This is a genomic window from Xanthomonas massiliensis (assembly GCF_900018785.1).
Taxonomy (GTDB): domain Bacteria; phylum Pseudomonadota; class Gammaproteobacteria; order Xanthomonadales; family Xanthomonadaceae; genus Xanthomonas_B; species Xanthomonas_B massiliensis.
In genome coordinates this window covers 1,293,817-1,317,964 of the sequence record NZ_FCOY01000006.1, presented here as the reverse complement: position 1 = coordinate 1,317,964, position 24,148 = coordinate 1,293,817, and the positions used below count along the sequence as shown (strand labels likewise).

20 protein-coding genes and 1 pseudogene are annotated in these 24,148 nt (G+C 71.1%); 12 read left to right on the top strand and 9 right to left on the bottom strand.

All coding sequences use genetic code 11. The features are described 5' to 3' along the window. Nucleotides 1-30: 30 nt before the first annotated feature. The 5 genes from ccmE to ccmA are packed head-to-tail and all read right to left on the bottom strand — an operon-like array spanning nt 31 to nt 2,793. The gene (gene ccmE, locus BN3794_RS08880) at nt 31-495 is read right to left on the bottom strand and encodes a cytochrome c maturation protein CcmE (RefSeq protein ID WP_066096222.1); all 465 of its coding nucleotides are present in this window, start codon (nt 493-495) and stop codon (nt 31-33) included. Then, nucleotides 492-665: a heme exporter protein CcmD gene (gene ccmD / locus BN3794_RS15920; protein WP_078059667.1), complete on the bottom strand. Its 174-nt coding sequence runs from the start codon at nt 663-665 to the stop codon at nt 492-494. Before ccmD ends, ccmE begins: the two co-directional genes overlap by 4 nt. Beyond that, complete coding sequence (locus BN3794_RS08875; protein WP_066096219.1) at nt 662-1,414, bottom strand: heme ABC transporter permease; 753 nt, start codon at nt 1,412-1,414, stop codon at nt 662-664. Before BN3794_RS08875 ends, ccmD begins: the two co-directional genes overlap by 4 nt. A 42-nt stretch (nt 1,415-1,456) precedes the next feature. Continuing rightward, nucleotides 1,457-2,152, bottom strand: a complete 696-nt coding sequence (gene ccmB / locus BN3794_RS08870) for a heme exporter protein CcmB (RefSeq protein ID WP_066096216.1) — start codon at nt 2,150-2,152, stop codon at nt 1,457-1,459. Beyond that, nucleotides 2,149-2,793 carry a heme ABC exporter ATP-binding protein CcmA gene (ccmA, locus tag BN3794_RS08865; protein ID WP_066096214.1) on the bottom strand — a complete coding sequence of 215 codons (645 nt, stop codon included), beginning with the start codon at nt 2,791-2,793 and terminating at the stop codon, nt 2,149-2,151. Before ccmA ends, ccmB begins: the two co-directional genes overlap by 4 nt. 160 nt (nt 2,794-2,953) lie before the next feature. On the opposite strand from ccmA, the gene BN3794_RS08860 reads away from it, so the two are divergent. The 3 genes from BN3794_RS08860 to BN3794_RS08850 all read left to right on the top strand — a co-directional run bounded on the left by BN3794_RS08860 (nt 2,954) and on the right by BN3794_RS08850 (nt 5,869). Next, on the top strand, nt 2,954-4,102 hold the full coding sequence (locus BN3794_RS08860) for a pyridoxal phosphate-dependent aminotransferase (protein WP_066096211.1): 1,149 nt from the start codon (nt 2,954-2,956) through the stop codon (nt 4,100-4,102). 82 nt (nt 4,103-4,184) lie between these two features. After that, a complete protein-coding gene (locus tag BN3794_RS08855; protein ID WP_066096208.1) occupies nt 4,185-4,982 on the top strand; it encodes an amidohydrolase in 798 nt (265 codons plus the stop codon). Nucleotides 4,983-5,428: 446 nt separating this feature from the next. Then, the gene (locus tag BN3794_RS08850) at nt 5,429-5,869 is read left to right on the top strand and encodes a hypothetical protein (protein WP_066096205.1); all 441 of its coding nucleotides are present in this window, start codon (nt 5,429-5,431) and stop codon (nt 5,867-5,869) included. Nucleotides 5,870-5,981: 112 nt separating this feature from the next. On the opposite strand, the gene rluB is transcribed toward BN3794_RS08850, so the two are convergent. From rluB to BN3794_RS08835, 3 genes and pseudogenes are all read right to left on the bottom strand, one after another. Then, nucleotides 5,982-7,529 (bottom strand): 23S rRNA pseudouridine(2605) synthase RluB, encoded by a 1,548-nt coding sequence (gene rluB, locus BN3794_RS08845; RefSeq protein WP_066096202.1) that lies wholly within the window; start codon nt 7,527-7,529, stop codon nt 5,982-5,984. Nucleotides 7,530-7,721: 192 nt separating this feature from the next. Further along, nucleotides 7,722-8,283, bottom strand: a pseudogene (gene scpB / locus BN3794_RS08840) (SMC-Scp complex subunit ScpB); the annotation flags it as partial. Between the two features lie 13 nt (nt 8,284-8,296). Beyond that, nucleotides 8,297-9,211: a segregation and condensation protein A gene (locus BN3794_RS08835; protein WP_066096197.1), complete on the bottom strand. Its 915-nt coding sequence runs from the start codon at nt 9,209-9,211 to the stop codon at nt 8,297-8,299. Between the two features lie 341 nt (nt 9,212-9,552). Between BN3794_RS08835 and BN3794_RS08830 the strand changes: the two genes are divergently transcribed. The 9 genes from BN3794_RS08830 to BN3794_RS08790 all read left to right on the top strand — a co-directional run bounded on the left by BN3794_RS08830 (nt 9,553) and on the right by BN3794_RS08790 (nt 23,423). Beyond that, complete coding sequence (locus BN3794_RS08830) at nt 9,553-9,852, top strand: YciI family protein (RefSeq protein ID WP_066096195.1); 300 nt, start codon at nt 9,553-9,555, stop codon at nt 9,850-9,852. Next, complete coding sequence (locus BN3794_RS08825; RefSeq protein WP_066096192.1) at nt 9,849-10,130, top strand: BolA family protein; 282 nt, start codon at nt 9,849-9,851, stop codon at nt 10,128-10,130. Before BN3794_RS08830 ends, BN3794_RS08825 begins: the two co-directional genes overlap by 4 nt. Before the next feature lie 213 nt (nt 10,131-10,343). Next, on the top strand, nt 10,344-11,390 hold the full coding sequence (locus BN3794_RS08820; protein ID WP_066097194.1) for a LacI family DNA-binding transcriptional regulator: 1,047 nt from the start codon (nt 10,344-10,346) through the stop codon (nt 11,388-11,390). Between the two features lie 32 nt (nt 11,391-11,422). Beyond that, complete coding sequence (locus BN3794_RS08815; protein WP_066096189.1) at nt 11,423-14,509, top strand: TonB-dependent receptor; 3,087 nt, start codon at nt 11,423-11,425, stop codon at nt 14,507-14,509. Between the two features lie 109 nt (nt 14,510-14,618). After that, entirely contained in the window at nt 14,619-16,235 is a 1,617-nt protein-coding gene (locus BN3794_RS08810) for a glucoamylase family protein (RefSeq protein WP_066096186.1), read from the top strand. Nucleotides 16,236-16,237: 2 nt separating this feature from the next. Further along, nucleotides 16,238-17,539, top strand: coding sequence for a sugar ABC transporter substrate-binding protein (locus tag BN3794_RS08805; protein ID WP_066097192.1), 1,302 nt, complete (start codon nt 16,238-16,240; stop codon nt 17,537-17,539). After that, a complete protein-coding gene (locus tag BN3794_RS08800) occupies nt 17,536-18,417 on the top strand; it encodes a carbohydrate ABC transporter permease (protein ID WP_066096184.1) in 882 nt (293 codons plus the stop codon). The genes BN3794_RS08805 and BN3794_RS08800 overlap by 4 nt, the downstream gene beginning before the upstream one ends. 46 nt (nt 18,418-18,463) lie before the next feature. Further along, nucleotides 18,464-19,300, top strand: coding sequence for a carbohydrate ABC transporter permease (locus BN3794_RS08795; protein ID WP_066096181.1), 837 nt, complete (start codon nt 18,464-18,466; stop codon nt 19,298-19,300). A gap of 997 nt (nt 19,301-20,297) precedes the next feature. Next, the gene (locus BN3794_RS08790) at nt 20,298-23,423 is read left to right on the top strand and encodes a discoidin domain-containing protein (protein WP_066097190.1); all 3,126 of its coding nucleotides are present in this window, start codon (nt 20,298-20,300) and stop codon (nt 23,421-23,423) included. A 59-nt stretch (nt 23,424-23,482) separates the two neighbouring features. On the opposite strand, the gene eda is transcribed toward BN3794_RS08790, so the two are convergent. After that, on the bottom strand, nt 23,483-24,142 hold the full coding sequence (gene eda, locus BN3794_RS08785; protein ID WP_066096178.1) for a bifunctional 4-hydroxy-2-oxoglutarate aldolase/2-dehydro-3-deoxy-phosphogluconate aldolase: 660 nt from the start codon (nt 24,140-24,142) through the stop codon (nt 23,483-23,485). Nucleotides 24,143-24,148: the final 6 nt, after the last annotated feature.

Here is a 24,148-nt window from a genome sequence, read left to right as displayed (position 1 = left end):
GTCGTCCCGCGGCCCTCGTCCGGCGATGGATCATGGCACCGCCGCGGCGGTGGGCACCGGCACGTCGTGCTTGCGGTGCGCCGCGCCCATCTTGTCGGCCACTTCCTTGGGCATGTAGGTCTCGTCGTGCTTGGCGAGCACTTCGTCGGCGACGAAAGTGCCGCCTTCCAGGTGGCCGGTGGCGATCACCGCCTGGCCCTCGCGGAACAGGTCCGGCAGGATCTTGTCGTAGACCACCGGCAGCTGGGCGTCGCCGTCGGTGACGCGGAAATGCGCCTGCAGCGAGCCGCGCGCGCGCTGGAACGAGCCCTTCTCGACCATGCCGCCGAGGCGGAAGCGGGCGCTCGCGCCGGCCTGGCCGTGCAGCACTTCCGAAGGGGTGTACAGGTAGGCCACGTTGCGTTGCAGGGCCAGCGCCACCAGCGCGGTGGCCAGTCCGGCGGCGAGCACCAGCACGACGATGAGCACCAGCCGGCGCCGGCGTTGCGGGTTCATCGCACCAGCTCCGAATCGGCCGGCGCGGCAGGGCGGCCGCGGGGCCGCCGCGCACGCTGGCGCGCGGCCAGCAAGGCGCGGCGCACCTGGCGGCGGCCGGCGAGGAAATCCCAGCCGAGCACGAGCACGAACACGGCGTAGGCGCCGACCAGGTAGGGCAGGTAGCTCATGGCGCGTCTCCGCCGGCCAGGCGCGCCACCCAGTCCTTGCCGCCCTCGCGGCGCAGGTTGTCGGCGCGGGCGCGGGTGAGCAGCGAGCCGCCGAACCAGAACTTGGTCGCCAGCACCATCAGCCACAGCGGCGCGATCATGCTCGCGTCCATGCTCGAACGGCCGAACAGGCGGATGGTCTGGCCCTGGTGCAGGGAGTTCCACCACACCACCGACCAGTGGATCACCGGCAGCAGCGCCACGCCGACGATCGCCAGCAGGCCGGCCGCGCGCGCGGCGTTGCGGCGGTCGTCGATCACCTGGTACAGGCCGATCACGCCCAGGTACAGGAACAGCAGGATCAGCTCGGTGGTCAGGCGCGGGTCCCAGTCCCACCAGGTGCCCCACATCGGCCGGCCCCAGATGCTGCCGGTGAGCAGCGTGACCAGGGTGAAGGCCGCGCCGATCGGCGCGCAGGCCATGGCCAGGATCTCGCACAGCTTGATGCGCCAGACCAGGGCGATCGCCGACAGCAGCGCCATCGCGCCGAACACGAACATGCTCATCCAGGCGCTGGGCACGTGGATGTAGAGGATGCGGAAGGCATCGCCCTGCTGGTAGTCGGCCGGCACCACGAACAGCGCCTGCCACAGCCCCAGGCCGGCCAGCACCAGCGCCACCGCGTACAGCCACGGGGCCCAGCGCGCCGCGAAACGGTCGAAGTACGGCGGCGAGCCGAGCATGTGGAACCAGCGGACGAGGGGATTCATTCGGTAGGGCGTGGCGATGGCGAAGCCGGTGTGCAGGATGCCTCAACTGAGCGAGATGCGGATCGCCGCGGCGGTGGCCAGCGGTGCCAGCACCAGGGCGAGGACCAGGCCCGCCGCCAGCAGGAGCAGCGCGCCGGAGGCATCCAGCCCCTGCGCGGCCGCGGCCACGCTGCCCGCACCGAACACCAGCACCGGCACGTACAGCGGCAAGGCCAGCAGCGCGACGAGGATACCAGAGCGCCGCGTGCCGACTGTCAGCGCGGCGACCACCGCGCCGAGCAGATTCAGGATCGGCGTGCCCAGCGCCAGCGAGGCCAGCAGCACCGGCAACTGGTCGTGCGGCAGGTGCAGCAGCTCGCCGAGCAGCGGCGTGGCCACGATCAGCGGCACGCAGGTCAGGGCCCAGTGCAGCAGCACCCGGACCAGCACCAGCCAGGCCAGCGGCACCGGCGCCAGCAGCCATTGCTCCAGCGAGCCGTCCTCGGCATCGCCGCGGAACAGCGAGTCCAGGGCCATCAGCCCGGCCAGCAGCGCGGCCACCCACAGTACCGCCGGCGCCACCGCCGCCAGCTGGCGCGGCTCGCGGCCCAGGGCCAGGGCGAACAGGGTCACGACCAGCAGCGCGAACAGCAGCGGCTGCAGGGCGTCGCCGCGGCGCCGCCAGACCAGGCGCAGATCCTGGACGACGAGGGCGCGGGTGGCCTGCCACAGCGAGGGCGTGGTGGCGGGGATGCTCATGCCGCCGCCTCCAGGGTCAGCAGGCGGGTGCGCACCGGCGGGGCGGCATAGGCGCCATGGGTGGTGACCAGCGCGGCGCCGCCGCCGCGCAGGTGCGCCGAGATCATGCGGTTGACCAGAGTGATGCCCTCCAGGTCCAGGTTCGCGTAGGGCTCGTCGAGCAGCCACAGCGGCGCCGGCGAGAGCCACAGCCGGGCCAGGCCGAGGCGCTTCTTCTGACCGGCCGATAGCGCCCGCAGCTGGGTCTCCTCGTAGCCGGCCAGGCCGACGATCGCCAGCGCGCCGCCGGGCATCTGCCGCGGCCGGCGGCCGTGCAGCCCGCACATGAAATGCAGGTTCTCCAAGGTGGTCAGGTCGGCCTTGAGCGCCGGCAGGTGGCCCAGGTAGGCCAGGTAGCGCTGGCGCTCGCCGCGGGTGGCGGCCCTGCCGTCGATCTCCACCGCGCCGGCCTCGTGGTGAAGCAGGCCGGCCAGCACGCGCAGCAAGGTGGTCTTGCCGGCGCCGTTGCCGCCCTGCACCAGCAGGGCCTCGCCGGCATCGACGTGGAAGTCCAGCGGGCCGAACACGGCCTCGTCGTTGCGCGAATAGGCCAGCCCGCGTGCGCACAGCAGCGGCGGGGCGGAGGACAGGGGGTCGTTCATCGGGCGGCGCCGGCGGGCGCGTGGAGCGGGCTGGAAAGGCGGCCATTGTATCGGCCCGTCGTTCCGCGGGCACGGCGGGAACGCTGATTTGCGGGCGCGCGCCCGCCGCCGCCGGCCGCAATGCGTAAACTGGCGGATCGAACCCGAAGCCCCCGCGCCGATGCAACCCCAAACCAAGCTGCCCAAGGTGGGCACGACCATCTTCACCGTCATGTCGCAACTGGCCGCCGAGCACGGCGCGGTCAACCTGGGGCAGGGCTTCCCGGACTTCCCGGTACCGGCGCGGCTGGTCGAGGAACTGGACCGGGCCATGCGCGCCGGCCACAACCAGTACCCGCCGATGACCGGCGTGGCCGCCCTGCGCAAGGCGATCGCCGGCAAGTCGCTGCGCGTGTACGGCGCCGAGGTCGACCCGGACACCGAGATCACCGTGACCAGCGGCGCCACCGAGGCGCTGTTCGACGCCATCCACGCGGTGGTGCGCCCGGGCGAGGAGGTCATCGTGCTGGACCCGGCCTACGACAGCTACGAGCCGGCCATCGACCTGGCCGGGGCGGTCGCCGTGCACGTGCCGCTGGATCCGTCGAGCTTCGCCGTGGACTGGGGCAAGGTGCAGGCCGCCATCGGCCCGCGCACGCGCCTGCTGGTCATCAACAGCCCGCACAACCCGTCCGGGGCGACGCTCTCGGCCGACGACCTGACCGCGCTGGCCGACATCCTGCGCGGCACCGACATCTTCGTGCTGTCCGACGAGGTCTACGAGCACATCGTCTACGACGGGCACCGCCACGAATCGGTGCTGCGCCACCCGGAACTGCGCGAGCGCGCCTTCGTGGTCTCCAGCTTCGGCAAGACCTACCACTGCACCGGCTGGAAGATCGGCTACGTGATCGCGCCGCCGGCGCTGAGCGCGGAGTTCCGCAAGGTCCACCAGTACAACGTGTTCACCAGCTTCGGCCCGGCCCAGTACGCCTTCGCGGCGATGCTCGAGGCCGAGCCGGAGCACTACGAGCAGCTGGGCGTGTTCTACCAGGCCCGTCGCGACCGCTTCCGCGAGCAGTTGCTGGCGACACGGCTCGCGCCGCTGCCGGTGGCCGGCGGCTATTTCCAGCTGGTGGACTATTCCGCGGTCAGCGATCTGCCGGACACCGAGTTCGCCATGTGGCTCACGTGCGTGCATGGCGTGGCCTCGATCCCGCTGTCGCCGTTCTATGCGCAGCCGCCGCGGGACCAGCGCCTGGTGCGCCTGTGCTTCGCCAAGAGCGACGAGACCCTGGACGCGGCCATCGAACGGCTGGTCAGGCTCTGACCCCGCCCCGGGCAGGGCGCAGGCGGCGGTTGCGCCTGGCCCTGTCTTTCCTGCCTTCCTCCTTCCCGTTCCCGAGCCCGCCATGCAAGACCTGCGCGTTTCCCTCGTCCAGGGCGATACCCGCTGGCACGACCCGGCCGGCAACCGCGTGCACTACGGCGCGCTGCTGGCTCCGCTGGCCGGCGCGACCGACCTGGTGGTGCTGCCGGAGACCTTCACCAGCGGCTTCTCCAACGACGCCATCGACCGTGCCGAAGGCATGGACGGGCCGACCGTGGCCTGGATCCGCGAGCAGGCCGCGGGCCTGGGCGCGGCGGTGACCGGCAGCGTGCAGCTGCGCGTCGAGGGCGGGGTGTTCAACCGCCTGCTGTTCGCCACGCCGGACGGGCAGGTGCGCCACTACGACAAGCGCCACCTGTTCCGCTATGCCGGCGAGCACGAGCGCTACGCCGCCGGCGACGGGCGCCTGACGGTGGAATGGAAGGGCTGGCGGATCAATCCGCAGGTCTGCTACGACCTGCGCTTCCCGGTGTTCTGCCGCAACCGCTACGACGTGGAGCGCCGCGGCGGCCTGGATTTCGATCTGCAGGTCTTCGTCGCCAACTGGCCGTCGGCACGGGCCCATGCGTGGAGGACGCTGCTGCGCGCGCGCGCGATCGAGAACCTGTGCTTCGTCGCGGCGGTCAACCGCGCCGGCGTCGATGGCAACGGCCTGCACTATGCCGGCGACAGCGCGGTGATCGATTTCCTCGGCCAGCACCAGGTCGAGCTCCACGGGCGCGAGCAGGTGGCCACCACCACGATCAGCGCCGCGGCGCTGGCCGACCACCGCGCGCGCTTCCCGGCGATGCTCGACGCGGACGCGTTCGAGCTGCGCTGAGGCGTCTTGCGCACGAGCCGGCGCCCGGCCGGCGGCGCTCGCTCCCCCGGGCAGGGCCGCACATCCGCGGCGGCCCGGCTTGCGCGTGCCTGCCGTGCCTTCCCGCGTCGTCGCCCGCTGGCCTGCGGTACCCAGGCCAGCGCGGCCGCCGCGGACCCGCGCCCGGTGCGCCTGCGCTTCGCCGGGAGCGAGAGACCCCGGACGCGGCCATCGCGCGGCTGGCCCGGCTCTGACGCCGTGCCGGGCAGGGCGGAGGCGATTGCGCCTGGCCCTGTCTTCCCTGCCTTTTCCCCCGGCAAGGGCGAAGCGGTACATGCCCGCGCCGGGCCGGAATTTGAAGCGGACCAGGCCCGCCGTACCGCGGCCTGAACGAGGGCGCCGGCGGATGCTGGCCAGTTCACGGGGCACTTGCTAGCGTGCCGGCGGTCCACAAGGAGATTCCTGCCATGCGCGTTTTCCTCACCGCCGCCACCGTCCTGGCGCTGTCGCTGGCCGCCCCGGCCGCTTCCGCCGCCGCCGCGGGCAATGTCGGCTGCGACCTGCACTTCAACCTTTCCGGATGGTCGGTCTTCTACAAGAGCGCCAAGGGCGCCGGCACCATCGTCTGCGACAACGGCGCGCGCATCCCGGTGAACATCCGCGTGCGCGGCGGCGGCCTGACCGTGGGCAAGTCGAAGATCGTCGATGGCCACGGCCGCTTCAGCGGCTCGCGCGGCGGCAACGACCTGCTCGGCACCTATGCCGCGGCCGGTGCGCATGCCGGCGTGGTCAAGTCCAGCGCGGCGCAGGTGCTGACCAAGGGCGACATCTCGCTGGCGCTGGCCGGCACCGGTGCCGGCGTCGACCTGGGCGTGGACGTGAGCGCCTTCACCCTGACGCGGCGCTGAGTCCCGCCGGCGCTCCGTCGGCGCGCGGCCCGGGCCGGCCAGCCCAAACGGAAGCGGGAGCGCGGCATGGGCCGCGCTCCCGCTTCCTCATCCATCCGTGCCTCCGATCCGGTCAGCGGCCGCGGCGGTTGCCGCCCGGGCCGGCATTGCCACCGGGCCCCCGGCGGTTGCCGCCGCCGGCCGGGCGTCCGGCACCGCCCCCAGGCCCGCGCCGGTTGCCGCCGCCCGGCGCGGCGTTCTGGCCGCCCGGACCGCGGCGGTTGCCCGCCGGCCGCGGCGTGCCGTAGGGGCTGAAGCCGGGCGTGGCGTGATCCGACGGGAAGCTCGGCGCGTTGCCCGGGTGCCCGTACGGGTGCTTGCGCTGTCCTTGCCCCTGTCCCTGGCCCTGGCCGCCGCCGGCCCCCCGTGGCGCCTGCCCGGGCCGGCCGGTACCGGGGCCCTTGGGCTTGCGTGCCTGGCCGCCCGGGCCGGCATTGCGGTGCCCGCTCGGGCCGGTGCTCACGCCTTCGGGCACGTACCAGCTGCGGAATGCGGCGGGGTTGCCCTCGGGCAGGGAGCGGTCGCCCTTCTGCTTGCGCTGCTTGAACGGCTTCTGCGACTGCTTGGCCGCGGCCTCGCCGGTCACGGTCAGGCCGCCCTTGAAGCCGCCCTTGCCGCGGCCCCGGCCGCGGTCCTCGCGCACGTTGTCGAAGCGGCGCAACTCGCGGCCTTCGTCGGCGGTGTTGTGGCCGTTGACGTAGGCCGTGGCCTGGCCGCCGTCGCGGCCGACGCGCACGGTGGTGCGCGCGGCGCGGCGCTGGCCGATCACCGGCTGCAGGGTCAGCGCCGAGGGCGTGCCTTCCTCCAGGTTCAGCTCCTTGCGCAGGGCCTCGACCTGGGCGGGCGGCAGTTCGGCCGAATGCCCGCGCAGCAGCTCGCGCGGCAGCGCCACCGTGCCGTAGCGGGTGCGCTTGAGGCGGCTGACCTGGCAGCCCTGCGATTCCCACAGGCGGCGCACCTCGCGGTTGCGGCCTTCCTTGACGGTCACCTGGAACCAGTCGTGCGAGTCGGTGCCGCCGATCTTCTCGATCTCGTCGAACTTGGCCGGGCCGTCCTCCAGTGCCACGCCGCGGGCGAGGCGATCGACCACGGCGTCGGGAACGTGCTCCTGGCCTTCCGGGGCCCGCACCCGCACCACGTACTCGCGCTCGATCTCGAAGGAGGGATGCATCATCGCGTTGGCCAGCTCGCCGTCGGTGGTGAGCAGCAGCAGGCCGGTGGTGTTGATGTCCAGGCGGCCGATGGCGATCCAGCGCGCGCCCTTGAGCGCGGGCAGGGCGTCGAACACGGTCGGGCGGCCCTCCGGGTCCTCGCGGGTGGTCACCTCGCCCTCGGGCTTGTTGTAGACCAGCACGCGCGCCGGCTCGCTCAGCGCGCTGGCCACGAAGGTCTTGCCGTCCAGCTCGATGCGATCGCCGCTCTTGACGGACATGCCGGTCTGGGCGGTCTCGCCGTTGACCTTGACCAGGCCGTCGGCGATGCGCTGCTCCAGCGCGCGGCGCGAGCCCAGGCCGGCCTGCGCCAGGACCTTGTGCAGGCGCTCTTCCAGGCGCGGGTGCTCGGGGGCGTCGTGCTTGAGCGAGAGCTTGTTCAACGACAGCTTGCGGGGGGTGTCACTCATCTACATGTGCTCCGGCCGGTGCGTCGGCAGCGGCCTCTGGGTGGTCGGCGCCCTCGGGCGCCGGGGAAGGTTCGGTACCGGCCTGCGGGATATCCGCGGCGGCGGGAGAGTCGTCGGGGCCGGCCGCCGCTGGCGGCATGCCCGGATCGGGGAGGGGGACGGCGACCGGCGCGAGGGCGGCGGGGTCCGGAGCGTCGCGTTCCAGCGGCAGCTGCGGTTCCAGCTCGCCGAAGTCCTTCAGCTCGGACAGCGGCGGCAGGTCGTCCAGGCGCCGGAGGCCGAAGTAGTCCAGGAACGCCTTGGTGGTGCCGAACAGCGCCGGCCGGCCGGGCACGTCGCGGTGGCCGACCACGCGGATCCACTCGCGTTCTTCCAGTGCCTGGATGATGTTGCTGCTCACCGCCACGCCGCGCACCTGCTCGATCTCGCCGCGGGTGATCGGCTGGCGGTAGGCGATCAGCGCCAGCGTCTCCAGGGTGGCGCGGGTGTACTTGGTGCGGCGCTCGGTCCACAGCCGCGCCACCCACGGATGCACCGCGGCCTTGACCTGGAAACGGAAGCCGGAGGCGACCTCGACCAGCTCCACGCCGCGCTCGGCGCAGGCCTCGCGCAGCTGTTCCAGCGCCTGCTCGATGCTGCCCGGCGGCGCCGGGGCCTCCTCGGGGAACAGCTCGTACAGCTGCGCCACCGTCAGCGGCTGGCTGGAGGCGAGGAGGGCGGCTTCCACGATCGGGGCGATCAGGCTCGAATCCATGCGCAGGTCCGGGTCAGGCGGGCTCGGCGGCGGCATCGCCGCCGTCCTCGTCGAACTCGCTGGAGAACTGCAGCGGTTCGTTGGTGTTGTTCAGCGCCAGCGACTTGACGTAGATCGGCGCCAGCGGCGCTTCCTGCACCAGGTCCAGCAACTGTTCCTTGGCCAGCTCCAGCATGGCCAGGAAGGTGACCAGCACGCCGAGGCGGCCTTCCTCGGCGGTGAACAGGCTCTCGAAGCGGTGGAAGGCGCCATCGCCCAGCCGCCCCAGCACCTCGCCCATGCGCTGGCGCACGCTCAGCGCCTCGCGCTTGATCGCGTGGCCGCTGAACAGCTCGGCGCGCTTGAGCACGTCGTGCAGGGCCAGCAGCATCTCCTTGAGTTCCACCGGCGGCGGCAGGCGGATGGTGGAGCGGTCCGGCACGAAGGCGGTCGCCGCGACGGTGTCGCGATCCAGCCGGGGCAGGGCGTCCAGGTCCTCGGCGGCCTGCTTGAAGCGCTCGTATTCCTGCAGGCGCCGCACCAGGTCCGCGCGCGGGTCGTCCTCCACGCCTTCCTCGGCCGGCGGCCGCGGCAGCAGCATGCGCGACTTGATCTCGGCCAGGATCGCGGCCATCACCAGATACTCGGCCGCCAGCTCGAAGCGCAGTTCCTGCATCACGTTGATGTAGTCGACGTACTGCCGGGTGATCTCGGCCACGGGGATGTCGAGGATGTCCAGGTTCTGCCGCCGGATCAGGTACAGCAGCAGGTCCAGCGGGCCCTCGAAGGCGTCCAGGATCACTTCCAGCGCATCCGGCGGGATGTACAGGTCCTGCGGCACCTGCAGCAGCGGCTGGCCATGCACCACCGCCAGCGGCATCTCCTGCTGCTGTGGGGCGTGTTGGCTCCCGGTTGGCGGATTCGCGGCGTGCGCGAGCTCGGAGGTCATCGATTGGGGCGTCAGGTGGTGCGGTGGCCGGGCGGTCGCCTGCCGGCGGGGCCGCCGGCCCGGCTCGGTATCCGGGCATCCCGCGCGCGGGCGGGCATGCAAGTCAACTGCGATCGTGGCCTGCACGGCATGCGGGCACGGGGAACGGCGAAGAGGTCGTCTCGCGACGCGGGAGGCGGGGGCAGCGAATCGGGCGTCGGGCGGGGCTTCGCGCCGGGCCGACGGGCCGCTGCATTCCGGGTCGCGCGGGATTGCGGGCTAGAGTAATGCGCGGCTGTGGCCGGTGTCCAGCGGCGTTTAGAATCGCCTTCATCTTGTGGTGATGCCTTGCGGAGGCTTGCATGTGGTACGTGATCGAGGGGTTCGACGGACAGGACGTGCTGGCCGCGCGCCTGCAGGCGCGCGCGGCGCACCTGGCGCGGTTGCAGGCGCTGGTCGATGCGGGGCGGCTGCTGGTGGCCGGCCCGTGTCCGGCGATCGACGCCGAGGACCCGGGCCCGGCCGGATTCAGCGGCAGCGTGGTGATCGCCGAGTTCGATTCGCTCGAGCAGGCACGCGCGTGGGCCGCGCAGGACCCGTACGTGGCCGCCGGCGTCTACGCGCGCGTGGACGTGCGCCCGTTCCGCAAGACATTGCCGTGAGCCGCCCCGAGGCCGGGAGCCGCGTCGAGCGCATCCGCCAGGCATTGCAGGCGGCGTTCTCGCCATCGCGGCTGGAAGTGGTGGACGACAGCCACAAGCACGCCGGCCATGCCGGCGCGCGCGATGGCCGCGGCCATTTCAGCGTGACCGTCGTCAGTCCCGCCTTCGCCGGCATGGCGCCATTGGCGCGCCATCGTGCGGTCTATGCGGCGCTGGGCGAGATGATGCAGCGCGACATCCATGCCCTGGCGATCCGGGCGCAGGCCCCGGGCGAGTAAGGCGCCAGGTTGCATGCGTGTGACGAACACGCTTCAAGTGTTGGCAACGTGTTAAATTGCGCGCGTTTTGGTTCCGGCGGTCATGGGATGACGTCGAAGTGTCCTGCCAACGTGCGTGCAAAGGCCACCCCGTGACGCATATCGCCTTGCGCGTGGAATCGGTTACAGTCCGTCATCAGGTGGACTGGCGTCTCGACCGTGGAGGGCGGCTCGGTGGCGAAGGGTTCGATCACCATCCGTGACGTCGCGCGGCTGGCCGGGGTTTCCGTGGCCACCGTCTCGCGCGCGCTCAACGGCCGGCACAACGTGGCCGAGCCGGTCCGCGAACGCGTGGTCGAGGCCGCGCGCCAGCTGCACTACTCGCCCAACGCCGCCGCGCGCAGCCTGAGCAGCCGCCGCACCCAGACCCTGGGCGTGGTCCTGCCGGACCTGCACGGCGAGTTCTTCTCCGAGCTGATCCGCGGCATCGATGCCGTGGCGCGCCAGCAGGACCGCCACCTGCTGGTGTCCAGCTACCACGGTGATCCCCAGGCCCAGGTGCTGGCGCTGCAGTCCATGCGCGGCCGCGTGGACGGGTTGCTGGTGCTTTCGCCCTACGTGGAGAGCCCGGGGTGGCTGGCCGCCAACCTGCCCGCCGATGTGCCGGCGGTGCTGGTCAACACGCGCATGCCGGCCGACGACGCCCACGCGGTGCTCAACATCGACGACCACGCCGGGGCCGTGGCGATGACCGAGCACCTGCTCGGGCGCGGCTACCGCGACATCGCCTTCATTTCCGGCCCGGCCTCCAACTACGACGCGGGCGAGCGCCTGCGCGGCTTCCGCGATGCCATCGCCGCGCACGGCCCGGGCATCGCCACGCGCGTGCTCGAGGGCGACTTCGACGAGGCCGCCGGCCACCGCGCCGGGCAGGCGCTGCTGGCCTCCGGCGCGTTGCCGCAGGCGGTGTTCGCCGCCAACGACATGATGGCGCTGGGCTGCCTGTATGCCTTCACCCAGGCCGGCCTGCGCGTGCCCGAGCAGATCGCCCTGGCGGGATTCGACGACATCCCGCTGGCGCGCTTCGTCCATCCCGCGCTGACCACGATGCGGGTCAGCATTGCCGAACTCGGCCGCAAGGCCGCCTCGCGCCTGGTGGCGCAGATCGATTCGGGCGCGCCGGCGGATGGATTCCGCCAGGAGCTGGTGCCCGAGCTGGTCGTGCGCGAATCCACCGGCGTACCCACCCGAGGTGCCGCGCGCGGTACCGACCCCTTATGACGACACCATCACCCCTGGGAGGGGGATTGCACATGACTTCCAACGACAACCAGCATCCGCGCCGCCATCCGGCACGCAAACTGCTCACCTGCGCCCTGGCCAGCTGCCTGCTGATCGGTGCGGCCGGGGAGGTGATGGCCCAGTCGGCCAACGCCAACCTGCGCGGCCAGGTGGCCCAGGCCCAGGCCGGCACCGAGGTGGTGGCCACCAACGTGGCGACCGGTTCGGTGCGCCGCACCACCACCCGCGAGGACGGCAGCTATTCGCTGATCGGCCTGGATCCGGGCACCTATACGGTCGTGGCCAACGGCGTTTCGCAGACGGTGACCCTGACGGTGGCCTCCACCACCAACCTGGACCTGGGCGGCGGCACGTCCGCGCAAGCCCCGGCGGGGCCGGCCAAGACCCTGGACACGGTCACCGTGACCGCGCCGGTGCTGCAGGAGGTGCGCACCTCCGAGGTGGCCAAGACGATCTCGCTGCAGCAGATCCAGACCGTGCCGCAGGTCTCGCGCAACTTCCTGGAGTTCGCCGACGCGGTGCCGGGCATGATCTTCACCCGGGACGCCAAGGGCAACACCTCCCTGCGCGGCGGTGCGCAGAACACCAGCTCCACCAACGTCTACATCGACGGCGTCGGCCAGAAGAGCTACGTCAAGGAAGGCGGCGTGGCCGGCCAGTTCGGCAGCGCGGGCAACCCGTTCCCGCAGCTGGCGATCGGCGAATACAAGGTCATCACCTCCAACTACAAGGCCGAGTACGGCCAGATCTCCAGCGCGGCGGTGACCGCGGCGACCAAGTCCGGCACCAACGAGTTCCACGGCGAGGCGTTCTACCGCTACACCGACGAGGACATGCGCTCGCCGACGCCGGCCGAGAAGCAGCCGGGCGCGGACAAGGCCTCCTCGCAGGAGAAGGAATACGGCTTCGCGGTGGGCGGCCCGATCGTCCAGGACCGCATGCACTTCTTCCTGACCTACGAGGCCAAGCGCTTCGACCTGCCGACCACGGTCTCCCCCGACGGCAACGCCGCAGGCGCGGTGTCGGCGCTGCCGGCCGACGCCGCCGCGCAGCTGGGCGCGGGCAGCCAGTCGTTCAAGCAGGACCTGGCCTTCGGCAAGATCGACTGGGAGCCGACCGACGCCGACCGCTTCGAGCTGTCCTACCAGTACCGCAACGAGCACCAGGCGAATTTCGGCGATACCGATGCCGCCTCGCACGGCACCACCACCGACAACTACGACAAGCGCTACGCGCTGCGCTGGAACCACAGCGCCGACCGCTGGTACAATGAGACGATCCTCACCCACGAGGATTCGTTCAACAACCCGGTGCCGGTGACCTACGGCAACGGCTACGTCTACACCACGCCCACCGCGAGCGACGACGCCACCATCGTCGCGATCGAGGGCGGTTCGCCGCTGGCCGCGCAGACCAAGGGCCAGAAGGGCTGGTCGCTCGAGAACAACATCACCTTCGACTCGTTCCAGTGGAAGGGCGACCACACCATCAAGATGGGTGCCAAGTACAAGGACATCGACCTGTACGCGGCCGATGCGCTGGACATCAACCCGCAGTTCTACTATTCGCTGGACAACGACAGCTTCGGCAGCGATACCCCGTACAAGGCGTTCTTCACCAAGCCGGTCAACGGCATCGGCGGGCTGGCACCCAGCGTGAAGACCAGCGCCAAGCAGTGGGGCCTGTTCATCCAGGACGACTGGCAGGTCAACGACCACCTGATGCTCAACATCGGCCTGCGCTGGGACTACGAGAAGAACCCGGCGTACCTGAACTTCGTGACCCCGCAGAATGTGATCGACGCGCTCAACAGCCAGGATCCGAACGGACCGGCCGGGCAGACCTATGCGCAGTCGCTGGCGCTGGGCGGGGTGAACGTCAACGACTACATCAGCACCGGCCACAATCGCCATGCGTTCAAGGACGCCTGGCAGCCGCGCCTGGGCTTCTCCTACGACATCAACGCCGACGAGCAGCACGTGGTCCACGGCGGCGCGGGACGCGCCTACGACCGCGACCTGTTCGACTACCTGCAGCTGGAGACCACCAAGTCCGCGCTGCCGCAGGTGACGGTGAACTTCCGCGATCCGGATACCGGCTCGTGCTACCGCGGCGCCTCGCCGTGCTACGACTGGGATCCGGCCTACCTGACCGGCGGCCTGGCGGCCCTGCAGGCGCTGGTCGGCCCGGCCTCCAACGCCGGCACCGAGGTCGACATGCTCAACAACAACCTGAAGGTCCCGTATTCGGACCAGTTCAGCCTGGGCATGTCCAACCAGATGGGCGACTGGCTGACCGACGTGACCGTGAGCCGCGTGCTCAGCTACGACGGCTTCGCCTTCACCCTGGGCAACCGCTACCCGAACGGCAGCTTCTGGGACCAGGCCTCGCTGTGCGATTCCAGCCTGGCCGGTACCAGCGACGATTACTACGGCCAGCCCTGGGGCTGCGGCCTGCCGGGCTTCGGCAGCCTGATCCTGGGCAACAACGGCATCAAGACCCGCACCACCCAGGTACTGCTGTCGGCGCAGAAGCCGTTCACCAAGGAGTCCGGCTGGGGCGCCTCGGCGGCCTATACCTGGACCAACGCGCGCCAGAACCGCGACGTCAACGAGCATTACTCGTTCGACGCCGAGACCATCCAGGACTATCCCTTCATCAAGTCCAACGCCGCGCCGCGCCATCGCCTGGTGCTCACCGGCTCGTACGCCGGCCCGTGGGGCATCACCTTCGGCGGCAAGCTGACCCTGGCCACGCCGACGGCGGGCAACAGCGTGGTGTCGATCGACCCGACCGGCACCAACGCACCGGCGGCGATGCCCGCCGGCGCCTACCCGGGCGGCAGCGGCCGCTTCCTGGTGGGCGGCAAGGTGTGGGGCTACCGCTCGGTGGACCTGCAGGCCACCAAGGAATTCGCCCTGCCGGGCGAGACCACCCTGTATGCGCGCCTGGACATCCTCAACGTGTTCAATTTCGAGAACTACGCGGACATCAACTACGTGGACGACAACGGCAGGCTGCTGGCCAGCTACAACACCACCGGCGACATCGTCGGCGTGCCGCGCCAGGTCAAGGTCGAGGTAGGCTTCAGGTTCTGAGCGTACCCGGCATCGGCCGGCCACCCGCGAGGGTGGCCGGACCGCGCGGAAGGGGCCGGCACGGCCCTTCTTTCGATCGTTCCATGTAATCGATTCCAGGCAGGGATTCATGAGGCCGCTCACGCAACGGCAGACGAGATGGATAGGGGTATTGGGACTGGCCCTGGGGCTGGCCGCATGCCGCCAGCCGGAACAACCGGCCAGAACAGAGGCCCCCAAGGTGATCCTGATGGAAGCGCAGTTGCCGCCGCGGCCGGTCAAGCCGGAACTGCCGCCGTTGTTCGCCGACATCGAGCGCCGGACCTTCCAGTTCTTCTGGGACACCACCAACGAGGTCAATGGCCTGACCCCGGACCGCTACCCGTCGCGGCCGTTCGCCAGCGTCGCCTCGGTCGGCTTCGCGCTGACCGCCTATCCGATCGGCATCGAGAACGACTGGATCAGCCGCAGCCAGGCGATCGACCGCACCCTGACCACGCTGCGCTTCCTGCGCGACCTGCCGATGGGCCCGCAACGCACCGGCCGGGCCGGGTTCCACGGCTTCTACTACCATTTCCTGGACATGCAGGACGGGCGCCGCTACGACAGCTGGGTGGAGCTGTCCAGCGTGGACACCGCGCTGCTGATGATGGGCGTGCTGTTCGCCCAGTCCTACTACGACGGCGACACCGCGCAGGAGAAGGAGATCCGCAGCATCGCCGACGCCCTCTACCGGCGCGTGGAATGGCCCTGGCTGCAGCAGCGCAAGCCGCTGATCTCGATGGGCTGGTTCCCGGAGAGCGGCTTCATCGCCCACGACTGGATGGGCTACAACGAGGCGATGATGCTCTACGTGCTGGCGCTGGGCTCGCCGACCCACCCGGTCGATCCCGACGCCTGGACGGTGTGGACGCGCACCTACAACAACGACTGGGGCGTGTACGAGGGCCAGGAATACCTGTCCTTCGGGCCGATGTTCGGCCACCAGTACAGCCATGTCTGGATCGATTTCCGCGACATCCAGGACCAGTACATGCGCGAGCGCGGCATCGACTACTTCCTCAACAGCCGCCGCGCCACCCTGGCCCAGCGCGACTACGCCATCGACAACCCGCTGAAGTGGCGCGACTACGGCGAGAACGTGTGGGGCCTCACCGCCAGCGACGGGCCGCAGAACACCGAGCAGGAATACAAGGGCGAGCTGCGCCAGTTCCGCCACTATTCCTCGCGCGGGGCGGGCCTGCGCGAGAACTTCGACGACGGCACCCTGGCCCCGACCGCGGCGCTGGGCTCGCTGCCGTTCGCGCCGGAGGTGGTGATCCCGGCGGTGCAGGAGATGCACAAGCGCTACGGCGACTACCTGTATTCCAGCTACGGCTTCCTCGATTCGTTCAATCCCAGCTTCGACTACGACATCCCGCTCAAGACCGGGCGCACGGTGCCGGGCAAGGGCTGGGTGTCCAGCGACTACATCGCCATCGACCAGGGGCCGATCCTGACGATGATCGCCAACTACCGCGACGAGTTCGTCTGGAACGTGATGAAGAAGAACAAGTACATCCGCCGCGGGCTGGAGCGGGCCGGCTTCACCGGCGGCTGGCTGACGCCGGAGGGCGAGGAGCCGCCGCCGCCGAGCCGCGACGCCCAGGCCGCCGCCGCGCGCGCGATCGGCATCGCCGAATCGCGCGCGGCCGCCGCGCAGGGCCAGGAGGATCCCGCCGTGCGCCGCCAGCAGCGTCCCGAATGAAGATGCGGCGCTACCGGTGGCTGGGCCCGTGCCTGGCGCTGCTGGCCGTCGCCGGCCTGGCCGGCTGCGGCGACCGTCCGCAGGCCACCGTGCGCTTCTGGGCGATGGGCCGCGAGGCCGAGGTGGTCGGCCAGCTGCTGCCCGATTTCGAGCGCGAGAACCCGGACATCCGCGTGGAGGTGCAGAACATCCCGTGGACGGCCGCGCACGAGAAGCTGCTCACCGCCTTCGCCGCCGACGCGCTGCCGGACCTGTGCCAGCTCGGCAACACCTGGATCCCCGAGTTCGCCGCGCTGGACACGCTGGAGCCGCTGCAGCCCTACATCGACGGCTCCGCCGGCGCGGTGGATCCGTCGGACTACTTCCCGGGCATCTGGGATACCAGCGTGATCGACGGCGAGGTGGTCGGCATCCCCTGGTACGTGGATACCCGCCTGCTGTTCTACCGCAAGGACATCCTGCGCAAGGCCGGCTATCGCCACCCGCCGCGCACCTGGGCCGAGTGGGAACGGCAGATGGCGGCGATCAAGCGCGAGGTCGGTCCGAAGCGCTACGCGCTGCTGATGCCGCTCAACGAGTTCGAGCCGCAGCTGTCCTTCGCCCTGCAGCAGCCCGATCCGCTGCTGCGCGACCACGACACCCGCGGCAACTTCGAGAGCCCCGGCTTCCGCAAGGCGCTGGGCTTCTATGCCAACGCGTTCGAGCAGGGCTGGGCGCCGAAGATGTCCGAGACCCAGATCTCCAACGTCTGGGACGAGTTCTTCAACGGGTTCTATGCGTTCTACATTTCCGGGCCATGGAACATCCGCGAGTTCCGCAAGGTGCAGCCGGCCGCGCTGGAAGGGCAGTGGGCCACCGCGCCGCTGCCTGGGCCGGACGGGCCGGGGGCGGGCATCGCCGGGGGCACCAGCCTGGTGATGTTCCGCAAGTCCCGGCTCAAGCCGCAGGCCTGGAAGCTGATCGAATACCTCTCGCGGCCGGCGGTGCAGGCGCGCTTCCACGCGCTGATCGGCGACCTGCCGCCGCGGCGCAGCACCTGGCAGTCGCGCCAGCTGCAGGACGATGCACTGGCGGCGGCCTTCCGCGACCAGCTCGAGCGGGTCAAGCCCACGCCCAAGGTGCTGGAGTGGGAGCGCATCGCCCAGCAGATGCGCATCGTCACCGAGCAGGTGGTGCGGGGCGGGCTGCCGCAGGACGCGGCGGTGAAGCAGCTGGACGGGCAGGTCGACGAGATCCTGGCCAAGCGGCGCTGGATCTGGGAACACGAACACCGCGGCGGCAGCCTGGAAGGCGGCATGCCATGAAGACCTCCTCGCTCGCCGGCTGGGTGTTCGCCGCGCCGGCGCTGCTGGTGCTGGGCCTGTTCTTCGGCCTGCCGGTGCTGGCCGCGCTGCTGCTCAGCCTGACCGACTTCGACCTGTACGCGCTGGCCGACCTGCACCACCTGCGCTTCGTCGCCCTCGGCAACTACCTGGACCTGCTGCGCACCCCGCTGTTCTGGAAGTCGCTGGGCAACACGCTGTACTTCGTCGTGGTCGGCGTGCCGCTGTCCATCGCGGTGTCGCTGTGCGCGGCCATGTTGCTCAATGCGCCGGCCGCGCGCCTGCGCGCGCTGTTCCGTACTGCGCTGTTCGCCCCGGTGGTGACCACGCTGGTGGCCGTGGCGGTGATCTGGCGCTACCTGTTCCACACCAGCTACGGCCTGGTGAACTGGGCGCTGGGCCACCTCGGGCTGGGACCGGTGGACTGGCTCGGCGATCCGCACTGGGCGATGCCGACCATCATCCTGTTCGCGGTATGGAAGAACTTCGGCTACAACATGGTGATCCTGCTGGCCGGCCTGCAGGCCATCCCGCAGGACCTGTACGAGGCCGCGCGCATCGACGGCGCCAACAAGTGGCAGCAGTTCCTGCACATCACCCTGCCGATGCTCGGACCGGTGCTGCTGGTGGTCGGGGTGATCACCGTGTCCGGCTATTTCCAGCTGTTCGCCGAGCCCTACGTGATGACCCGCGGCGATCCGCTGCAGAGCACGGTCAGCGTGCTGTATTTCATGTTCGACGAGGGCTTCAAGTGGTGGAGCCTGGGCCGCGCCTCGGCGGTGGCGTTCCTGCTGTTCCTGATCATCCTCGCGGTGACCAGCGTGATGCTGCGCCTGGGGCGCAGGAAGGGGTTGGTATGAGTTCCTCGCAACGGTGCTGTCCCTCCCGGCGCGCGGGGCGTTCCTCATGAGCCGGGAAGTGGGGCAGTCGCGCTGGACCGCCTGGTGGATCAACGGCGCCCTGGCGGCGCTGGCGGCGTTGAGCGTGGCCCCGCTGCTGTGGATGGTGGCGGTCTCGTTCATGCATCCGGGCGAGGCCAGCCGCTTCCCGCCGCCGCTGCTGCCGGCCCACGCCACGCTGGAGAACTACCACGCGCTGCTGGCGCGCACCGGCATGGCCGGCAACTTCGCCAACAGCCTGCTGGTGTCGGTGGCCATCACCCTGGGCTCGCTGCTGGTCAACACGCTGGCCGGCTATGCCTTCGCCAAGCTGCCGTTCCGCGGCCGCGAGCGCCTGTTCCAGATCCTGCTCGGGGCGCTGGTGATCCCGGCGCAGGTGGCGATGCTGCCGCTGTTCCTGTTGATGAAGCAGCTGCACCTGGTCAACAGCTTCGGCGGGGTGATCCTGCCGGCGTTGGCGACGGTGTTCGGCATCTTCCTGGTGCGCCAGTACGCGCGCAGCATCCCCGACGAACTGCTGGAGGCCGCGCGCATCGACGGAGCGGGAGAGCTGCGCATCTTCTTCCAGATCGTGCTGCCGATGCTCAAGCCGGTACTGGTGACCCTGGCGATCTTCACTTTCATGGCCTCGTGGAACGATTTCATGTGGCCGCTGATCGTGCTCACCGACCAGGACCACTACACCCTGCCGGTCGCCCTGGCCACGCTCTCGCGCGAACACATCATGGACGTGGAGATGATGATGGCCGGCGCGGTGGTCACCGTGCTGCCGGTGCTGGCGCTGTTCCTGCTGCTGCAGCGCTACTACATCCAGGGCCTGCTGCTGGGCAGCGTGAAGGGGTGAGCAGGCACGCTTGCGTGGCACCGCTCCGCGCGATTGCAAACGTCCGGCCAGCGATGGCCGGGCCAGATGTGCCGAAGCGCGCGATGCCTCGACCGGGACGGCAGCAGGGTACCTGCGGCGAGGACGCCTGCGGGGCGCGGGCTCGCGTTGCTGGGAGCGTCCGGTCGTGGACGTCCGGGCCGGGATCGCCGGATCCCGTGACGTGGCGTCCTGGAGGGCAGTGCGATGCCGGTGGCACGGCGCTTGCGTGGTACCGGCACGCGTACGTCCTGGCGTCCGGCCAGGGTCATCGCCCGCCCGTGCCGCGGGGCGGTACTGCCACTCCTGCCGCGGTCGGCCCGACGCCCCATGCCGGGCCGGCAGCCCGGACAGTATCCGGAGCCTGCGACGCGAAGGCGACGGCGGCCCCCTCGGACGCCCGGGAGCCAGCGCATCATTGGCGCGCATCGCCGGCCCGTGCCGCGGGTGGTACTGCCACTCCTGCCGCGGTCGGCCCGACGCCCCATGCCGGGCCGGCAGCCCGGATGGTATCCGGAGCCTGCGACGCGAAGGCGAGGACGGCGGCCCCCTCGGACGCCCGGGAGCCTGCGCATCGTTGGCGCGCATCGCCGCGATGGCCTGCTCGCCGGCGTGGAAGACCATCGCCGGCGCCAGGGACGGCGTGGCCATGGACCGCAAGGCCGCCGCGGCTGGCACAATCGGCGCTGGCCGCGATGCCTACCGGGCCCGGTGCGCGCCGGGCCCGGCCGGAAGCGTGGAACGGCGGCGGGAAGGGATGCCGCGGCCCGGCCGCGCCGGCGTGGCGGTAAGGAAGGAGAAGATCGTGCCGGGAGGCCGCCGTCGGCACGTTTCAGGGTAGTCGCCCGCATCCGGCGACCGGCCGGTCGTCCTGCAGGGGACGGCCACATCGTTTGCAGGCATCCGGGCGGAATGTCCGGTCCATGGGACTGAGGTTGGAAGAATGCGTTACGGTTTGGCGGTGTGGCTGCTTTCCGGCATGGTGCTGACGGGCGGGGTGGCGCCGGCGCGCGCCGCGCTGCTGGACGACTTCGACGACGCCTCGGCCTGGCAGGTCGTGGCCTCCACCCAGGTCAGCGGCAGCCTGCGCAGTGTCGCCGGCATCGGCGGCGGCCGCGCCCTGTGCCTGGACTACGACTTCAACGGCGTGTCCGGCTACGTCGGCATCCGCCGCAAGCTGCCGATCCACTACCCGGACAACTACGAATTCAGCTTCGCGGTCAGCGGCGCCTCGCCGGCCAACGACCTGCAGTTCAAGCTCATCGACGCCAGCGGCGACAACGTGTGGTGGGTGAACCGCCCGGCGTACGCCTTCTCGCGCAAGTGGTCACTGGTGCACTACCGCAAGCGCCAGATCAGCAAGGCCTGGGGGCCGGGTGCCGACCCGGTGCCGCGCGACAGCCAGGACGTGGAGTTCACGGTCTACAACCGGGTGGGCGGCAAGGGCTCGGTCTGCTTCGACAAGCTCGCCCTGCGTCCGCTCGCGGCCGAGGACCATTCGCCGTACGTGGCCACGGTCAGCACCGATACCGCGCCGGCGCTGGAGCAGCGCATCGCCGACGGCAACCCGGCCAGCTACTGGCTCAGCGCCGGGGTGCGCCAGCAGACGGTGACGCTGGACCTGGGCCGGGTGCGCGAGCTGGGCGGGGCGATCGTGCAGTGGGTGCCGGGGCTGGAGGCGTCGCACTACGCGGTGCGCGGCTCGCTCGACGGGCGCGGCTGGAAGGTCCTGCGCCAGGTCACCGCCGGTGCCGGCGGCACCGACTGGCTGGCGCTGCCTGGCACCGAGGCGCGCTACCTGCGCTTCGATCTGGCCGACGGGCCGAACTGGCGCTACGGCATCAAGGAAATCGCGATCCAGCCGCTGGAGTTCGCCGACACGCCCAACGACTTCATCGCCTCGGTCGCCCGACTCAATGCGCCGGGCACGTTCCCGCGCGGGTTCAGCGGCCAGCAGCCGTACTGGACCATCGTCGGCCTGGACGGCGGGCTCGACCAGGGCCTGCTCGGCGAAGATGGCGCGGTCGAGGTGGGCAAGGGCGGCTTCAGCATCGAGCCGTTCGTGGTGGTGGACGGCAAGCGCGTGGGCTGGAGCGACGTGAAGGCCGGCCAGCGCCTGCAGGACGGCTACCTGCCCATCCCCAGCGTGGACTGGAGCCACGACGCCTTCGGCCTGCAGGTCACCGCGTTCGTGCAGGGCCAGCCGGGCAACGCCCAGCTGGTCGCGCGCTACCGCCTGAGCAACCCCGGCAAGCAGGCGCGCGACTACGTGCTGGCGCTGGCGGTGCGGCCGTTCCAGGTCAACCCGCCGACCCAGTTCCTCAATACGGTCGGCGGCATCAGCCGCATCGACAAGCTGGCGGTGGAGGGCGGCCGGGTCAGCGTCAACGGCAAGCCGCGGGTGTTCGCGGTGCAGGCGCCGGACGCGGGCTTCGCCACCGCCTTCGACAGCGAGATGGACGCCATGCACCTGGCGCGCAAGGGCGACGTGCCCCCGACCACGGCGGTGGACGATGCCACCGGGCTGGCCTCCGGCGCGTTGCTTTACCGCTGGCACCTGGAGCCGGGGCAGAGCCGCGAGGTGGACCTGGTGGTGCCGCAGACCGGCGTGGCCGGGGTCCCGGCGGGGTTCGATGCCGCCCGCGCCCAGCAGGCGGTGGCCCAGTCCTGGCACGACAAGCTCGACCGGGTGCGCGTGCAGGTCCCGGCCGAGGGCCAGATGCTGGCCGACACGCTGCGCACCGCGCTGGCGCACATGCTGATCTCGCGGGTCGGCCCGCGCCTGCAGCCGGGCACGCGTTCCTATGCGCGCAGCTGGATCCGCGACGGCGCGATGATCTCCGAGGGCCTGCTGCGATTGGGGCGCGAGGACGCGGTGCGCGACTACCTGGCCTGGTATGCGCCGTTCCAGTTCGGCAACGGCATGGTGCCGTGCTGCGTGGACGAGCGCGGCAGCGATCCGGTGCCCGAGAACGACAGCCACGGCGAACTGATCCACGCGGTGGCCGAGTACTGGCGCTACACCGGCGACGAGGCGTTCCTGGCGTCGATGTGGCCGCACGTGCAGGGCGCCTGGAACTACATGGAACAGCTGCGCCAGAGCGAGCGCACCGAGGCCAACCGCGCCCGCGATCCGGCGTTCTACGGGCTGATGCCGGCCTCGATCAGCCACGAGGGCTATTCGGCCAAGCCGATGCATGCGTACTGGGACGATTTCTGGGCGCTGGCCGGCTATCGCGACGCGGTGGCCCTGGCCCAGGCGCAGCAGCCCGAACTGGTCGAACCCTACGCCATGGCGCTGGACGAGTTCCGCCAGGACCTGGAAGCATCGATCGCCACCGCGGTGGCCGGCCATGGCATCGACTACGTGCCCGGGTCGGCCGAGCTGGGCGATTTCGATCCGACCTCGACGACGGTGGCGCTGGTGCCGGGCGGCGAACAGGCGCGCCTGCCGCCGGCCTTGCTGGACGGCACGTTCGAACGCTATTGGAACGGGTTCGCCGCGCGCCGCGACGGTACCCGCCCCTGGAAGGACTACACGCCCTACGAATGGCGCAACGTCGGCGCCTTCGTGCGCCTGGGCTGGCGCGACCGGGCCTGGCAGGCGGCGCAGTTCTTCCTCGCCGACCGCCAGCCGCAGGCCTGGAACCAGTGGGCCGAGGTGGTCTCGGCCACGCCGCGCACGCCGTTCTTCCTGGGCGACCTGCCGCACGCCTGGGTGGCCTCGGACTTCGTGCGCTCGGCCCTGGACATGTTCGCCTACGAACGCGACGGCGATGCGCTGGTGCTGGCGGCCGGCCTGCCGGCACGCTGGTTCGACGACGACGGGGTGGCGATCGAAGGGCTGCGCACGCCGTGGGGCCCGCTCAACTACCGGCTGCAGCGCAAGGGCCGCAAGCTCGTGCTGGCCGTGGCCGAGGGCCTGACCTCGATGCCGGCGCAGGGCCTGGTGTTGCCGTGGCCATACGCCGGCTCGCCCGGCGATGCCCAGGTGGACGGCCAGGACGCGGCATGGCAGGGCAACGAGCTGCACATCGACCACGTCCCGGCCCGGGTGGAGATCACCGTGCCGGCGGCCGCGCTGAAGGCCGACGCCGGCCGTTGAGCGGGACCGGCCGCCGCCCAAGGAGCGGCGGTATCGGTGCCGGCCGCCGGCGTCGCGGATCAGCCCGCGCGCGCGTCGCGGATCAGCGCCGCGGCCGCGGCCGCGGCCTGCCTGACCTGGCCCCACTGGCCCTCGGCCAGCCAGTGCCGGGGCACCATCCACGAACCGCCGATGCAGACCACGTTCGGCTGGGCCAGGTAGTCGGCGGCATTGTGCTCGCCGATGCCGCCGGTCGGGCACAGCTTCAGGTCGGCCAACGGGCCGGCCAGGCCCTTGACCATGGCCAGGCCGCCCACCGCCGAGGCCGGGAACAGCTTGCACACGCGGAAGCCCAGCGCCTGCAGCGCCAGCAGTTCGGTCGGCGTGGCGCCGCCGGGCACCGCCGGGATCGGCGCGTCGGCCAGCAGTTGCGCCAGCGGCGCCGGGGTGCCGGGCGTGACCAGGAAGTCCGCGCCGGCGTCCACCGACTGCAGCAGCTGCAATTCGCTGAGCACGGTGCCGGCGCCGATCGCCACCTGCGGCAGGGCGTGCTTGAGCGCGGCCAGCGCCTCGATCGCCACCGGCGTGCGCAGGGTCAGCTCGATGGTCGACAGGCCGCCCTCGAGCAGGGCGTCGGCGACGTGGCGGGCCTGGTCGACGGTGTCCACGGTGACCACCGGCAGGATGCCGGCGGCGTGCAGCAGGGCTTCGGCCCTGTTCTGGTGTTCGGCGATGGTCATGGCGTT

Bases quoted from the DNA above. Each gene is read 5' to 3' on its own strand.
- ccmD (WP_078059667.1), bottom strand. From the start codon at position 665: ATGAGCTACCTGCCCTACCTGGTCGGCGCCTACGCCGTGTTCGTGCTC.
- BN3794_RS08805 (WP_066097192.1), top strand. From the start codon at position 16,238: ATGCGGCGCTACCGGTGGCTGGGCCCGTGCCTGGCGCTGCTGGCCGTC.
- BN3794_RS08875 (WP_066096219.1), bottom strand. From the start codon at position 1,414: ATGAATCCCCTCGTCCGCTGGTTCCACATGCTCGGCTCGCCGCCGTAC.
- BN3794_RS08795 (WP_066096181.1), top strand. From the start codon at position 18,464: ATGAGCCGGGAAGTGGGGCAGTCGCGCTGGACCGCCTGGTGGATCAAC.
- eda (WP_066096178.1), bottom strand. From the start codon at position 24,142: ATGACCATCGCCGAACACCAGAACAGGGCCGAAGCCCTGCTGCACGCC.
- BN3794_RS08855 (WP_066096208.1), top strand. From the start codon at position 4,185: ATGCAAGACCTGCGCGTTTCCCTCGTCCAGGGCGATACCCGCTGGCAC.
- BN3794_RS08810 (WP_066096186.1), top strand. From the start codon at position 14,619: ATGAGGCCGCTCACGCAACGGCAGACGAGATGGATAGGGGTATTGGGA.
- BN3794_RS08835 (WP_066096197.1), bottom strand. From the start codon at position 9,211: ATGACCTCCGAGCTCGCGCACGCCGCGAATCCGCCAACCGGGAGCCAA.
- BN3794_RS08830 (WP_066096195.1), top strand. From the start codon at position 9,553: ATGTGGTACGTGATCGAGGGGTTCGACGGACAGGACGTGCTGGCCGCG.
- BN3794_RS08860 (WP_066096211.1), top strand. From the start codon at position 2,954: ATGCAACCCCAAACCAAGCTGCCCAAGGTGGGCACGACCATCTTCACC.
- BN3794_RS08790 (WP_066097190.1), top strand. From the start codon at position 20,298: ATGGTGCTGACGGGCGGGGTGGCGCCGGCGCGCGCCGCGCTGCTGGAC.
- BN3794_RS08800 (WP_066096184.1), top strand. From the start codon at position 17,536: ATGAAGACCTCCTCGCTCGCCGGCTGGGTGTTCGCCGCGCCGGCGCTG.
- ccmE (WP_066096222.1), bottom strand. From the start codon at position 495: ATGAACCCGCAACGCCGGCGCCGGCTGGTGCTCATCGTCGTGCTGGTG.
- ccmB (WP_066096216.1), bottom strand. From the start codon at position 2,152: ATGAGCATCCCCGCCACCACGCCCTCGCTGTGGCAGGCCACCCGCGCC.
- BN3794_RS08815 (WP_066096189.1), top strand. From the start codon at position 11,423: ATGACTTCCAACGACAACCAGCATCCGCGCCGCCATCCGGCACGCAAA.
- ccmA (WP_066096214.1), bottom strand. From the start codon at position 2,793: ATGAACGACCCCCTGTCCTCCGCCCCGCCGCTGCTGTGCGCACGCGGG.
- BN3794_RS08850 (WP_066096205.1), top strand. From the start codon at position 5,429: ATGCGCGTTTTCCTCACCGCCGCCACCGTCCTGGCGCTGTCGCTGGCC.
- rluB (WP_066096202.1), bottom strand. From the start codon at position 7,529: ATGAGTGACACCCCCCGCAAGCTGTCGTTGAACAAGCTCTCGCTCAAG.